The following is a 13429-nucleotide window of genomic DNA, read 5'->3' on the forward strand; positions in this document are numbered from 1 at the left end:
TCAATGCCAAGTAACAAAAAGACAAAAATCGTTGCCACCCTAGGGCCGGCCACGAGCAAAAAGGAAGTGCTGAGAGATATGATGGAAGCCGGCGTAGATGTCTTTCGCATTAATTTTTCACATGCCGATTATAACGACGTTACCGAACGTATAAAAATGATTAGGGAACTCAATGAAGAAACAGGTAGAAACACCTCTATTCTGGCCGATTTACAAGGCCCGAAACTTAGGGTCGGTGTTATGGCCAGTGAAGTCGTTGTAGCCCCTGGAGACGAAATTACCTTTGTTACGGGCGAACCTTTTGAAGGTACCGCCGAAAGGGTATATATGAACTATGATGCTTTTCCTCAAGACGTCAAGCCCGGTGAGCGTATTTTGTTAGACGACGGAAAGTTGATGTTCGAAGTCATAACCACTGACGGAAAGGAGCAAGTAAAAACCAAGGTTATACAAGGAGGACCTTTGCGGTCTAAAAAAGGCGTAAACCTTCCCAATACAAATATCTCTTTACCCGCCTTGACCGAAAAAGACGTAAAAGATGCCATTTTTGCCATTTCGCAAAATGTCGATTGGATCGCGCTTTCCTTCGTCCGTTTTAGCCAAGACCTTATTGATCTTCAAGCGATCATTAAAGAACATACAGACGTAAAAATTCCGATCATCGCGAAAATCGAAAAACCGGAAGCCGTTGAAAACATAGACAAAATCGTTGCCTATTGCGACGGACTAATGGTAGCCCGTGGCGACTTAGGTGTTGAAGTTCCTGCCCAAGAGGTTCCATTAATTCAGAAACAATTGGTGCTTAGGGCCAAAAAAGCCCGTATCCCCGTAATAATCGCCACCCAAATGATGGAAACGATGATTACCAGCCTTACACCGACACGTGCAGAGGTGAACGATGTAGCCAACTCCGTAATGGACGGTGCCGATGCCGTGATGCTCTCTGGGGAAACCTCAGTGGGGAATTACCCGGTACAGGTTATCGAAAAAATGAGCAGTATCCTTCAAAGTGTAGAAAGCTCTGAACTTATTCAAGTACCACACGATCCACCACATATCCGTACAAAAAGATATATTACAAAGTCGATTTGTTACCATGCCGCAATTATGGCCAATGAAATCAAGGCCAAGGCCATCTCTACATTGACCAATAGTGGGTATACGGCCTTTCAAATCTCGGCTTGGCGACCTAGTGCACACATTTTGGTGTTTACCTCAAACAAACGTATACTTACGCAATTGAACCTTTTATGGGGCGTGCGTGCCTTTTATTATGACAAATACGTATCTACCGATCAAACGATCGAAGACGTGAACAAAATGGCATGTGATAAAGGCCTTTTAGAAACTGGAGATATGCTTATCAGTTTGGCGGCAATGCCGATCAAAGACAAAGGTATGGTCAACACGCTAAGGGTGACAGAAATAGAATAAGTGTAATTTCAAGGTTCGAAGGAGGGAAGCTTTTAGGCCACCTCCCTTTCGTACGCAATGAAATTCACGAGTTGGCCGGCTTTGTCGAAAACAGGTTCTGCCTGTATTTGACATGAATACGCACTGCCATCTTTCCTATAATTAAGAACAACGGCCTTGAAGGGTTTTTTCCTTTCTATGGCCGTTCTTATTTTTAAAAGGACCTGCCTGTCGGTATCTTTCCCCTGGAACATCTTAGGGGTTTTCCCTATAATTTCATCGGGTCGATAACCCGTCATTGTATTTATATTGGGAGTCGTATGGACTATACTCAATTGGGGGTCGGTAATTACGACTACTTGGTCTTCCCCCAAAACCAAATCCTTCAATTTTGAATAGGCCCAGCGATTCATTTCGGCAAACTGGCACAAATCGACCAAGGCATTACCGGTTTCACACAGTACGCGAACATGAGTCGCATGTACATCCCAAGACAACAAGGGCAAAGGTGCTAAATCTAAAGAGCCGTAATACTTTTTTGCCGCCTTATCGTACGCTTTCATTTTTCAAAAGATATAATTACTTCCTTTCTTTACTTAGGACTCAATAGTACAAAAAGCTATTTTGTTTAACAAATTACAACAAATGTTTAACACTGGTCGCCTTTCGTAAGTTTTTATCCTATAGACAGACCAAAAGCTAGAATCAATCTATTTACCGTGTATGAAATTCGAGTTCAACGATACCAAAATAGGATCGCATTTAGGGTTTACCGATGACATCAAAGCGCATGAAAAGCAATTTTCGGTAAAATCGGGGAACATTTATATGCTGTGGAATAGAAATCAAGCCTCCCTTGAACTCCATGTTGACGGCATACCTGTAGAGCTATTGCCCAATCAATTGGTCACCACCACATACCTGCAACATGTTTCCTATGAAAAAACGGAATTACCTTTGACCGCCTTTCATTTTAATCGGGAATTTTACTGCATCAATGACCATGACCACGAAGTGTCTTGCAACGGCATACTATTTTTCGGCACCCAAGACCTTCCCATAATTTCCATTCCCAAAGAACAAAAACGAAAATTCGACACCCTATACGAGGTGTTTCAAGATGAGTTTTCCACCCCTGACGCCATACAGGGCGATATGCTTCAAATGCTTTTAAAACGATTGATCATTATTTGTACGCGCTTGGCCAAAGAGCAACTTATCGTAAAGAAGCTGAACAACGACCAAGTAGAAATTATAAGAAAGTTCAACGTATTGGTAGATACCCATTACAAGACCAAAAGAAAGGTAAGCGATTATGCCGAACTTCTTTTTAAGAGTCCGAAAACGCTGTCGAACCTCTTTTCCATATACAATCAAAAATCGCCACAACAAATTATTCTTGAACGCCTGGCCCTTGAAGCAAAGCGATTGATCCATTTTACCGACAAGCAAAACCAAGAAATAGCCTATGACCTTGGTTTTAACGACCCGGCCCATTTTAGTCGGTTTTTCAAGAAAATGACGGGATGTTCCCCCTCACAATACCGAGAAACACCAGAAATAGCCCTGTAAAGGGAAATTTGTACAAGCGGTCGGGCAATCGCTCCTAACACCTGCCCCTCTTTCATTCGCATCTTTGCCTTGTAATTAAAAACAACGCAAGATGAAACTAAAACATATATCACTTTTTAACCTTATCGAGATTTTCTCTCGGCCCACTAGACAACTACAAACCGTAGATGTGCAAACCCATTGTGAGCAAAAACAACATCACGATTTTTATTGTGATGCCGAAAGACCCTACATAAAATATTAAAACAACATCGTATTAACAGTCATTGCCCGTAGCGAAAAAACAACAGTTCGGGCATATGATATAACTGTCACAAATTATGAGCAAATTTAACGTACCCACAAGAGAAGAAGTAAGTTCAAACAACCAAGCCATATTCGATAATCTAGAAAAAGCGGTAGGCTTTGTACCTAATCTTTATGCCACTTATGCCTATTCGGAAAACGCTTTGGCCAATTACCTGGCATTGAGCAGTGCCAAGACTTCCTTGACCGCCAAGCAAAAAGAAGTGGTAAACCTAGCCGTAAGCCAGGTGAACGATTGTAGTTACTGTCTTGCAGCACACACCGCAATCGGAAAAATGAACGGCTTCAGTGATTCGGAAATTCTTGAACTTAGGGCCGGAAAAGCTTCTTTTGACCATAAACTCGACGCCTTGGCCAATTTTGCCAAAGACGTCACGGAAAACCGAGGTGCAGCCGATGGGGCCGTAGTTGAAAAGTTCTTAAATGCAGGATGGACGAAAGAGAACCTAGTAGACACCATAGTATTGGTGGGCGACAAAACCATCTCTAACTATCTGCACAAAACCACCGATGTTCCCGTAGACTTTCCCGTAGCCGCACCCTTAGAGGCCGTAGAAGCTTAAAAACAAGCCCTAGGCAATACCATATCACCTAGGGCCTCCTATGATATTTGATTTACACATTTTTTACAAGCAACCGTCTTTTTAAAACAAACAAAGGACAAAAATTAAAAATTATGAAAAATATAATAACAGCAGTAGTATTGGTTTTTACCCTAGCATTTTCAGCAAATGCCCAAAATGAAATGAGCAAAAAAGAGGTCAAGACAATTGCCTTGGAACAAACTCCAGGGGAGTTTACCCAAAAGCAACTTACGGTTAGCCCGGGGACTTATATCTTTGAAATTGCCAACAAAGATGTTGGACACGATGTCGGTTTTGTTTTGGTTAAAAAGGGCGAAGATATCAGCAAGCCGGAAAACCATATTCAAACCGCTTATGTTACCGAAGTGGTAGCTACCGGAAAAACCCAATTGTCTAAACCCACAGTTTTGGAAGCCGGGGAGTATGTGTATTTCTGTCCCATGAACCCAACCGCTACCGACAATACTATTCTTGTTAAGTAATTTGCGGAACATCAGGGGGTTCTACGAACTTATAAGTATAAAAAAGGGAGCCTGAACGGGTTCCCTTTTCCCATGTATAACGCTACCAACTAAGTGATTGTCATCAAATTTGATCACTTTGGCCCGGGCATTATTGTTTTCTTCATCATCATCAAGGGCCATATCTCCATTTTCGATTTTACACCCTATAAAAAAGGTGCATATTAACAGAAAAACAAGGCATCCTAGTTTAGAAAGTGTTAGCTTGAGAAAGCCGGATTATTGTATTGAATTATATTCGCAAACCCTTATAGACAATATGGCACCATACGTCGAATAGTTAAAAATTGTTAAACTTGACCACCTATCTTGCCACAATGCAATTTTTGGAATTATTTATGAGTTCAAATGATGCTTAAATCCCGTGGATTAGTAGTTTAGCCCTCTAAAAAAAATTATTGTGATTATAGATTTTATCATTGCCATATTATGGAGCCTTTCCCCCTTTGGGGAAGCCAAGGTAGGTATACCCTATGGGTTGCTCAATGGTCTTAATATCTATCTCGTATTTCTTTTTTGTTTTGCCGCCAATGTGCTTGTATTTCCGTTAATGCTCTTCTTTCTTGAGAAGATCAACCGCTATTTTTTGCGTTGGGGCTTTTATAAGAAATCGGCCATATTCGTTGCACGAAAGGCCAAGACCGGTTCGGGCGACAAAATAAAACGTTACGGCTTTTGGGGCCTTATATTTTTTGTGATGATTCCTATGCCCGGTACAGGCGTATATGCCGGAAGTATTGCCTCATACCTCTTTAAAATCGAGAAAACGAAAGCCTTTTGGGCCAATACCATAGGTATTTTTCTTTCTTCGGTAATCGTTTGGTCGGCCACCTTGGCATCAATGAAGGGCATGGGCTAGCATTTCCCTTATTCGTGCCGTGATTATTTTATATCTACAATCTTTAGGTCTTGCCCGTTAAAAACCACGGCATCCCCGATTTGTTTTCCGAAAAGCAATTTAGCGATCGGCGTAGCCGCAGAAATACAATAGACGCTTTTTTGCCGGGTTTTAAACTCCCCTGCGGAAATCGCCAAAAAGTAATCGGCCCTTGCCGTGACCACCCAACTGCCTAGGCCGACGGTGGCGGTATTCCCGTCTTTGGGAACTTTAGACATTACCTGCTTCATTTTTTCGGCTTCCGCCAGCTGCTGCCCGAGTTTTTCACGTTCCAGCTGCAACATGGCACGCCCTGTTTCATGCTTGTCTCCCGCACTACTTTTGGTTTCTGAGGTCAACGACGTTTGAATGTCTTCAATGTTTTTTTGGATCCTAGCGATACGCTCGGCTACGAAAGTGCTACAAAACCGGTAGAGTTCTTCTTTGCTTATCATATGGCTTAATGTAAATCCCTATCCACCTTAGACCCCGAACCACCGACCAAGAAGTCTAGGTCGGCCCCTTTGTGCGCCTGCTCCACATGGTCTATGTACATTTTTACATAGCCCCTATCCGCCAAGGGTTCGGGCGCTTTCCAAGCCGCCTTACGTTTTGCCAATTCCTCCCCTGAAATGTCTAAATGAAGCTTTCTGTTCTCGACATCGAGTGTGATCCAATCGCCATTTTGCACCAAAGCCAGTGTACCGCCCACGGTAGATTCAGGGGAAACGTGTAGAATAACGGTTCCTGCCGCCGTTCCGCTCATCCTCCCATCGGAAATACGCACCATATCGGTAACCCCTTGCATCAATAGTTTTTTTGGAAGGTCTACGTTACCCACTTCGGGCATACCGGGATAACCTTTTGGCCCCACACCTTTTAATACGATAACGCTGTTTTTGTCAATATCAAGATCAGGGTCGTCTATTCGGGTATGGTAGTCTTCCATACTCTCAAAAACCACGGCCCTACCCGAATGCTTCATCAATTCCTTTGAGGCCGCCGATGGTTTTATGACCGCACCATCTTCGCACAGGTTCCCCTTGAGTACGGCTATGCCCGCTTCTTGCTGAAAGGGTTTTTCCATGGTCCCGATCACATCGTCATCATAGCAGACGGCCTGGGTATAGTTTTCGGTAATATACTTTCCGTTTACGGTCAATGCATCGGCATGTAATTTTTTACTTAGTTCCTTCAACACTACGGAAATTCCGCCCGCATAAAAGAAGTCTTCCATTAAGTGCTTCCCTGAAGGTTTCATATTGACCAAAAGGGGAACCTTACTTCCCAAGGTATCGAAATCCTCAAGGTTTAAGTCCACCCCAATCCGTCCCGCTATGGCCGTCAAATGGATAATGAGGTTAGTAGACCCGCCGACCGCGGCATTGGTCACTATGGCATTTTCGAAGGCTTGTCGGGTCAATATTTTAGACAAGGTCAAATCTTCTTTTACCATCTCTACGATTCGCCTTCCCGAGAGCTGGGCAAACAACTTTTTTCTCGAATCGGCAGCGGGAATGGACGAAAACCCGGGTAAGGTCAACCCTAAGGCTTCCACCATAGTAGCCATAGTAGAGGCCGTTCCCATCGTATTACAATGCCCGATACTCCGTGCCACACAGACTTCCGCCTCCGTAAAATCATCATCGGTAAAACCATCTACACTGCGTTTTTCCTTGATCATCCAATTCATACTTCCCGACCCCATTTTCTCACCGCGAAACCTTCCGCTGAGCATGGGTCCGCCAGGTACGACAATAGTAGGCAGGTCAACGCTACAGGCCCCCATTACGGTACTGGGCGTGGTTTTATCGCAGCCCGTCAATAGAACGATGCCATCAAGCGGATTGGCGCGTATCGATTCTTCGGTATCCATACTGGCCAAGTTACGGAACAGCATTGAGGTTGGCCTCATAATGGTTTCGCCCAAAGACATGACCGGAAACTCCATAGGAAAACCGCCGGCTTCCAAAATTCCCCTTTTGACCACTTCGGCAAAATCGCGCAGATGTCCGTTACAAGGAGTGAGTTCAGACCAGGTATTACAGATGCCTATTACGGGTTTGTCTTTAAAATAATCGTCGGGATAACCTTGGTTTCTTAACCATGAGCGATGTACGAAGCCCATTTTGTCCTTTCCGCCAAACCATTCACTACTGCGGAGGTGTTTCTTGTCTTTCATAAATCAAGGAGAAATTACTTGGAAGTAGTTAAAGTAGCAATTCTAACCATGTTGACAAAACGAAAAACCAATTCCCTAGAAAAAGACATTTTTTCGGTTTTAAAGACGGTTCTTTTGGGTAACGGCCTATTGGGTCAAGTCGGCCAACTCTGCCCCTACGGCGCTTCCTATGGCTATTCCCATCCCTCCCAAACGCAGTCCGCAATAAACATGGTCGGAAATCGCTTTAACAATCGGTTTCTTCTGTGGCCCCGTGCCCATGATCCCGCTCCACCTTTGGGCAACCTTATGGGGTGTATCGGGCAAGATGACTTCTTTAAGCAGCATTTCCAGACGTTCTTGAATGCGTGGCGTACAAGCGAACCGGTCGGTTTCCTCACCTTTTAGGTCGAGATTCCTTCCTCCCCCGAACAAAATACGGTCATCGATATTCCTGAAATAATAATAGCCCTCATCGAAATGAAAAGTCCCCTTAATATGAAGACCGGCGATAGGCTCGGTAATCAATACTTGTGCCCTGGCCGGTTGAACTTCCTCGTTCAACAATTGGGCGGCAAAACCATTGGTGGCAATAAACAACTTACGGGTTACAAACTCAAACCTGTCGGTCTTTACGTGCACGCCCGATGCTTTTCCCGAGAAATCCTCTACGGTGATGGAGTTCAATTGGAGAACCCCTGCCGCCTGTACCAAGCGCAATAGTCCGTTCATCATTTTACCGGTGTGCAATTGCCCTTCGAAGCTATTGGTAATGTATTTTTTCTTCACTTTATGGAAGCCGAACGTATTGGGCCCCAAGTGAAAGGCATCGGCCCCATAGACCGATTGCAAGAGTTTGTTGATTTCAGGAAGCCGTTCCGCACAGTCGAGATAGAGCGCATCGGCCGAATCGAGAAACAGTTCATGTCCGCCGTTCACTTGAAAATCGATACTTTGATCCCCGAGTTTCTTTCGGAGCAAGCCTATGCCTTTCCAACGTTGGGCCACGAGGTCTATCACCTCTTGTTCGCTGTGGCTCCCCAAATCGGCCATAACCTCGGAAATACTCCCGAAACAGGCAAAACCGGCATTTTTGGTGCTGGCCCCTTGGGGCAAAAAGCCTTTTTCCAAAATCAATATTTTCGCTTTTGGAAATCGCTCACGAAGTCGCAGGGCACAGTTAAGCCCTACGATACCACTGCCAACAATGGTAAAGTCGATATCGGTCAACCAGGTGTTATACTCCCAATAACTTAGTTTCAAGACAGTTAAGATTAGTTACAAAATTACTTGGTTTTTAAATAGCTTATTTAGCGCACGCCATCGAAATATATAGACCATAGCTTCGTTAAAATATTCTAAAAATAAACATATGCTCAAATTTGTTCCCCTAAAGTACCCAAAGAAAAATAAAGTGTTCACACTTTTATTGATAGCGGTGCTTGCCCTCTCTTCGTGTTCAAAAGACGAAAACGGCAACCTTTCTCCAAAAGATTTTGAACTAAGCCTAGGCGAAGTTTCGGCCACTACGGCCGAAATAAATTGGACCACCGCCATAGACCCTGAAGGAAGTGTTGTATCCTATGCGCTTTACCTGAACAATTCTTCAATTGTAGAAGGGCTTAGCACAAACAGTTACAACCTAACGGGACTCGAAAGCAAGACCAACTACGAAGTGAAACTCATCGCAACCGACCCAGAAGGCAACCGCAATGAGAAAAAATTGAACTTCAACACCACGGACAAGGCCAAGGTAGATGCCAACCTAAACATTACCTTAGATTATGCAAAATATACCAATGCAAAAATTTCATGGTCTTATACTTCCAGTAATTCAGGGGAAATCAAGTACGACCTCTATTTTATGGACGAACTACGCGAAAGCGATTTAACCTATAAAAAATACGAATTTTTCGTGCTGGAAAACGATACCGAATATCAGGGTAAGATAGTGGCCAAGCAAGACGGAAAGGAATTAGGAGTGAAAGAGTTTCAATTTAAGACGCTCTACAACGCACCTCCGACAGCTTTTGACATAACCCTTTTGGAAACCACCTTTTATTCATTTCTAATAGACGTGGGCGAATCGGAAGACCCTGATAACGATGGTAGTTTAAAATATGAACTATTTATAGATGATGTGAATGCTACCGAAGAGAAGTATGGAGGAACGGTAACCATAGGAAGCGGTGGCGCCAGACAAAATGGTCTACAGGCCAACACCACTTACAAGGTACAAGTAAGGGCTACTGACCGCAAAGGAGGCAGAACCTTTAGTAATACCTTGGAAATAAGCACTGATCCCGCTCCCCCGGCTACCTTTACCATAGAGCAAGAGACCAATGAACCAAAACGTATATTCACCATACCAAATCTATACGACAAGGGTGGATTGAATGAGGTAAACTTTTACTTAGACGGTGAAAAGTTTACTGGGGCATTCGGTATAAATCAGGATGGTTCAATTACCTATAATTTTGATTCAGAAGATGTACCAGAAACCAATAAAACGTACAATTTACAGTTTGAACTTGGCTGGGATACCGATTGGAATGGAACCATGTACTACTCAAAAAGCGATAATGAAAATCTTCAAGTACGCGTAACCGAGTACAGTCCTACTACTGCCAACATTGAGAGTGTTGTACTTTATGGACCGGAACACGAAACAACACCCTTACAATTTGTTGTAAAGTTTGAAAACAATTTAATAAGTGAGGCGGAAGATTACGACATATACCAATTGAAGATTGGAGGTATTGAGATAAAGAACTACTTCGTAAATCAAATTGGTGGTGCAAATGAAGTAAGCTTGAGCGGTAGTGTAACCCTTGAGCAATATAATAAGATTATTGCGAGTCCCGACTTTACAAGAGTAGTTACATTTGATGCAGATGGTTACCGCTCCCTTAAAAGATTTTACCACTTTTAATTAAAGGATAAAACCAAAAAAAGACCGTGATGTGATCACGGTCTTTTTTTTTATAGAATATGGATTATTCCGCTGGGGGAGGATCCATTTTAAAGTCTTCCATAAATTTGGTGGTATAGTTACCGGCCAAATAATCAGGATGATCCATTAATTGTCTGTGAAAAGGAATGGTCGTTTTCACGCCTTCGATTACGAATTCGTCAAGCGCCCTTTTCATTTTATTGATAGCCTCTTCACGGGTTTGCGCCGTGGTTATCAGTTTGGCGATCATGGAGTCATAGTTCGGAGGAATGCTGTATCCGCTGTACACATGGGTATCCATACGAACACCGTGGCCACCTGGAATATGCAAGGTAGTTATTCTACCTGGAGAAGGCCTAAAGTTGTTATACGGGTCTTCGGCATTGATCCTACACTCTATAGAATGTAATTTCGGCAGGTAGTTTTTACCTGAGATCGGCACGCCGCCCGCTACCAAGATCTGCTCACGGATCAAATCGTAATCGATAACTTGCTCGGTAATAGGATGCTCTACCTGAATACGGGTATTCATCTCCATAAAGTAGAAGTTCCGGTGTTTATCTACCAAAAACTCAATGGTACCCGCACCTTCGTATTTGATGTACTCGGCTGCCTTTACGGCCGCTTTGCCCATATCTTCACGAAGCTTGTCGGTCATAAACGGAGAAGGCGTTTCTTCGGTCAGCTTTTGGTGCCTACGTTGAATGGAACAATCCCTTTCAGAAAGGTGACAGGCCTTACCATATTGGTCTCCTACAATCTGGATTTCAATATGCCTTGGTTCTTCGATCAATTTTTCCATATACATACCCCCGTTACCGAAAGCAGCCGTAGCTTCTTGAACGGCACTTTCAAAGAGGTCTTCCATTTCCTCTTCTTTCCAAACGGCACGCATACCTTTTCCTCCACCACCTGCGGTTGCCTTTATCATAACGGGATAGCCCATTTTTTTGGCAATCTTTTTAGCGTCGGCAACATCTTTCAAAAGACCATCGGATCCAGGCACGGTAGGTACACCGGCCTCTTTCATGGTTTTTTTGGCGGAAGACTTATCTCCCATACGGTCAATATGCTCTCCGGAAGCACCGATAAACTTTATATCGTGTTCGGCACAAATTTTAGAAAACTTAGAGTTTTCCGAAAGAAAACCATAACCTGGGTGAATGGCATCGGCATTGGTAATTTCAGCCGCCGCAATAATATTCGGTATTTTAAGGTACGACTCACTACTCGGGGCCGGACCTATACAGACAGCCTCATCCGCAAAGCGCACATGCAAACTTTCTTCATCTGCCTTAGAGTAGACGGCAACGGTTTTTATACCCATTTCCTTACAGGTACGTATAACCCGAAGCGCAATCTCTCCCCTATTTGCAATCAATATTTTTTTGAACATACTTTTTCAATTTAAATTCTAAAATCCAAGTACCAAAAATGCAATCCCGGTTCGGGGACAATAATTTGGGATTCAGAATTTACATTTATGAAGGATCTACCAAAAACAAGGGCTGGTCGAATTCTACCGGAGAGGAATCTTCAACCAAAATCTTCACAATTTTACCTGAAACCTCTGACTCTATATCGTTGAAAAGTTTCATGGCCTCTATAACACAGAGGACATCACCTTTACCGATAGTACTGCCCACCTCTACAAAGGGGCTCTTATCTGGTGATGGCTTTCTATAAAAAGTACCTATGATAGGTGATTTGATAGTAATATACTTTGAATCGTCTTCCTTTTTCTCGGCCTTTTTATCGGTCGAACCTGCTTCAATGCTCTGCACAGGCGGTTGGGGGGAAGCCATCATTTGAGGCTGCGCCATTGGGATTTGTTGTACGTAAGTCGTTTCGTTTCCAGAATCGGAAGAACCGGTCTTGATGGTAATTTTTAAATCCTCCATCTCTAACTTTACTTCACTGGCTCCCGACTTTGCAACAAATTTGATCAGGGTTTGAATTTCTTTAATATCCATGGAATTTGATTTTATTTAAATGATCGGTATTTTATTAGTAGGCCCATTTTAGGTAGATGGAACCCCATGTAAAACCGCCTCCAAAAGCGGCAAAAACAAGGTTGTCACCTTTTTTCAATTTACTTTCAAAATCGGACAATAACAAAGGCAGGGTAGCCGATGTGGTATTCCCGTATTTTTCTATGTTCATTAGCACTTTAGAATTGTCGAGCCCCATTCTATTGGCCGTAGCATCAATAATTCTTTTATTCGCCTGATGGGGCACCAACCAAGAAACATCGGTATGCTCAAGGTCGTTCCTTTTCATTATTTTTTCGGCAACATCGGCCATATTCGAAACGGCAAACTTAAACACCGTTCTACCATCTTGATAGATAAAGTGTTTTCTGTTCTTAACGGTTTCTTCCGTAGCCGGCATTAGGGAACCTCCGGCATCCATGCCCAAATATTGTCTTCCCGAACCATCGGCCCTCAAGTATTCGTCTTGCAGACCAAAACCATCCTCGTTCGGTTCGAACAACGCCGCACCGGCACCATCGCCAAAAATAATACAAGTGGTTCGATCCGTATAATCTATGATCGACGACATTTTATCAGCCCCGATCAATAGTACTTTTTTATACCTTCCCGATTCAATATAGCTTGCCGCGGTAGACATACCGAACAAAAAACTCGAGCAGGCGGCCAAAAGATCGTAGGCATACGCATCAACGGCACCTATTTTAGATGCTACAAACGCTGCGGTCGATGCCACCATACTATCAGGTGTGGCCGTGGCAACAATAACAAGGTCTATTTCTTTTGGATCAATATTCTTTCTTTTGATAAGATCTTCAGCGGCTTTTATGGCCAAGTACGAAGTACCCTGACCTTCTTCGGGTTTCAGCACCCTTCTTTCTTTAATCCCCGTTCTAGAGACGATCCATTCATCATTTGTCTCTACCATATCTTCCAGCATTTTATTGGTTAGAACAAAATTAGGAACATATCCTCCTACAGCTGTAATCGCTGCTGTTGTTTTACTCATCTTAAAGTTGATTTGATATCAGAAACCTTCAAAAATGCCTCA

General features: G+C 43.3%; 14 protein-coding genes. 7 read left to right on the forward strand and 7 right to left on the reverse strand.

Going from position 1 to position 13429, the window contains the following annotated elements; all coding sequences use genetic code 11:
- Positions 1–3 precede the first annotated feature (3 nt).
- Positions 4–1434, forward strand: a complete 1431-nt coding sequence (gene pyk, locus ZOBGAL_RS07580; RefSeq protein WP_013992957.1) for a pyruvate kinase — start codon at positions 4–6, stop codon at positions 1432–1434.
- Between the two features lie 32 nt (positions 1435–1466).
- Here pyk and ZOBGAL_RS07585 read toward each other — a convergent pair whose 3' ends face one another.
- The gene (locus ZOBGAL_RS07585) at positions 1467–1976 is read right to left on the reverse strand and encodes a PAS domain-containing protein (protein WP_013992958.1); all 510 of its coding nucleotides are present in this window, start codon (positions 1974–1976) and stop codon (positions 1467–1469) included.
- 160 nt (positions 1977–2136) lie between these two features.
- Here ZOBGAL_RS07585 and ZOBGAL_RS07590 point away from each other — a divergent pair, with 160 nt between their 5' ends.
- The 5 genes from ZOBGAL_RS07590 to ZOBGAL_RS07605 all read left to right on the forward strand — a co-directional run bounded on the left by ZOBGAL_RS07590 (position 2137) and on the right by ZOBGAL_RS07605 (position 5255).
- Positions 2137–2985 carry a helix-turn-helix domain-containing protein gene (locus tag ZOBGAL_RS07590; protein ID WP_013992959.1) on the forward strand — a complete coding sequence of 283 codons (849 nt, stop codon included), beginning with the start codon at positions 2137–2139 and terminating at the stop codon, positions 2983–2985.
- A 91-nt stretch (positions 2986–3076) separates the two neighbouring features.
- A complete protein-coding gene (locus ZOBGAL_RS23535; protein WP_013992960.1) occupies positions 3077–3229 on the forward strand; it encodes a hypothetical protein in 153 nt (50 codons plus the stop codon).
- A gap of 76 nt (positions 3230–3305) precedes the next feature.
- A complete protein-coding gene (locus tag ZOBGAL_RS07595) occupies positions 3306–3854 on the forward strand; it encodes a carboxymuconolactone decarboxylase family protein (protein WP_013992961.1) in 549 nt (182 codons plus the stop codon).
- Between the two features lie 113 nt (positions 3855–3967).
- Positions 3968–4357: a cupredoxin domain-containing protein gene (locus ZOBGAL_RS07600; RefSeq protein ID WP_013992962.1), complete on the forward strand. Its 390-nt coding sequence runs from the start codon at positions 3968–3970 to the stop codon at positions 4355–4357.
- 439 nt (positions 4358–4796) lie between these two features.
- On the forward strand, positions 4797–5255 hold the full coding sequence (locus tag ZOBGAL_RS07605; RefSeq protein WP_013992964.1) for a COG2426 family protein: 459 nt from the start codon (positions 4797–4799) through the stop codon (positions 5253–5255).
- Positions 5256–5278: 23 nt separating this feature from the next.
- Here ZOBGAL_RS07605 and ZOBGAL_RS07610 read toward each other — a convergent pair whose 3' ends face one another.
- The 3 genes from ZOBGAL_RS07610 to ZOBGAL_RS07620 form a co-directional block, all read right to left on the reverse strand.
- Positions 5279–5728 (reverse strand): 3-oxoacyl-ACP synthase, encoded by a 450-nt coding sequence (locus tag ZOBGAL_RS07610; RefSeq protein WP_013992965.1) that lies wholly within the window; start codon positions 5726–5728, stop codon positions 5279–5281.
- 5 nt (positions 5729–5733) lie between these two features.
- A complete protein-coding gene (locus tag ZOBGAL_RS07615) occupies positions 5734–7455 on the reverse strand; it encodes an IlvD/Edd family dehydratase (protein ID WP_013992966.1) in 1722 nt (573 codons plus the stop codon).
- A gap of 126 nt (positions 7456–7581) precedes the next feature.
- Positions 7582–8697, reverse strand: coding sequence for an NAD(P)/FAD-dependent oxidoreductase (locus tag ZOBGAL_RS07620; protein ID WP_013992967.1), 1116 nt, complete (start codon positions 8695–8697; stop codon positions 7582–7584).
- Between the two features lie 109 nt (positions 8698–8806).
- Here ZOBGAL_RS07620 and ZOBGAL_RS07625 point away from each other — a divergent pair, with 109 nt between their 5' ends.
- Complete coding sequence (locus ZOBGAL_RS07625; RefSeq protein ID WP_013992968.1) at positions 8807–10366, forward strand: fibronectin type III domain-containing protein; 1560 nt, start codon at positions 8807–8809, stop codon at positions 10364–10366.
- 64 nt (positions 10367–10430) lie between these two features.
- Here ZOBGAL_RS07625 and accC read toward each other — a convergent pair whose 3' ends face one another.
- The 3 genes from accC to ZOBGAL_RS07640 form a co-directional block, all read right to left on the reverse strand.
- Positions 10431–11783 (reverse strand): acetyl-CoA carboxylase biotin carboxylase subunit, encoded by a 1353-nt coding sequence (accC, locus tag ZOBGAL_RS07630; protein ID WP_013992969.1) that lies wholly within the window; start codon positions 11781–11783, stop codon positions 10431–10433.
- 85 nt (positions 11784–11868) lie between these two features.
- A complete protein-coding gene (gene accB, locus ZOBGAL_RS07635; protein WP_013992970.1) occupies positions 11869–12360 on the reverse strand; it encodes an acetyl-CoA carboxylase biotin carboxyl carrier protein in 492 nt (163 codons plus the stop codon).
- A gap of 34 nt (positions 12361–12394) precedes the next feature.
- Positions 12395–13387: a beta-ketoacyl-ACP synthase III gene (locus ZOBGAL_RS07640; RefSeq protein ID WP_013992971.1), complete on the reverse strand. Its 993-nt coding sequence runs from the start codon at positions 13385–13387 to the stop codon at positions 12395–12397.
- Positions 13388–13429 lie beyond the last annotated feature (42 nt).

Origin of the sequence: Zobellia galactanivorans (assembly GCF_000973105.1) — a bacterium.
In the GTDB taxonomy this organism is placed as follows: Bacteria; Bacteroidota; Bacteroidia; order Flavobacteriales; family Flavobacteriaceae; genus Zobellia; species Zobellia galactanivorans.

Bases quoted from the DNA above. Each gene is read 5' to 3' on its own strand.
- ZOBGAL_RS07615 (WP_013992966.1), bottom strand. From the start codon at position 7,455: ATGAAAGACAAGAAACACCTCCGCAGTAGTGAATGGTTTGGCGGAAAG.
- ZOBGAL_RS07585 (WP_013992958.1), bottom strand. From the start codon at position 1,976: ATGAAAGCGTACGATAAGGCGGCAAAAAAGTATTACGGCTCTTTAGAT.
- ZOBGAL_RS07610 (WP_013992965.1), bottom strand. From the start codon at position 5,728: ATGATAAGCAAAGAAGAACTCTACCGGTTTTGTAGCACTTTCGTAGCC.
- ZOBGAL_RS07600 (WP_013992962.1), top strand. From the start codon at position 3,968: ATGAAAAATATAATAACAGCAGTAGTATTGGTTTTTACCCTAGCATTT.
- ZOBGAL_RS07590 (WP_013992959.1), top strand. From the start codon at position 2,137: ATGAAATTCGAGTTCAACGATACCAAAATAGGATCGCATTTAGGGTTT.
- ZOBGAL_RS23535 (WP_013992960.1), top strand. From the start codon at position 3,077: ATGAAACTAAAACATATATCACTTTTTAACCTTATCGAGATTTTCTCT.
- ZOBGAL_RS07640 (WP_013992971.1), bottom strand. From the start codon at position 13,387: ATGAGTAAAACAACAGCAGCGATTACAGCTGTAGGAGGATATGTTCCT.
- accC (WP_013992969.1), bottom strand. From the start codon at position 11,783: ATGTTCAAAAAAATATTGATTGCAAATAGGGGAGAGATTGCGCTTCGG.
- pyk (WP_013992957.1), top strand. From the start codon at position 4: ATGCCAAGTAACAAAAAGACAAAAATCGTTGCCACCCTAGGGCCGGCC.
- accB (WP_013992970.1), bottom strand. From the start codon at position 12,360: ATGGATATTAAAGAAATTCAAACCCTGATCAAATTTGTTGCAAAGTCG.
- ZOBGAL_RS07595 (WP_013992961.1), top strand. From the start codon at position 3,306: ATGAGCAAATTTAACGTACCCACAAGAGAAGAAGTAAGTTCAAACAAC.
- ZOBGAL_RS07625 (WP_013992968.1), top strand. From the start codon at position 8,807: ATGCTCAAATTTGTTCCCCTAAAGTACCCAAAGAAAAATAAAGTGTTC.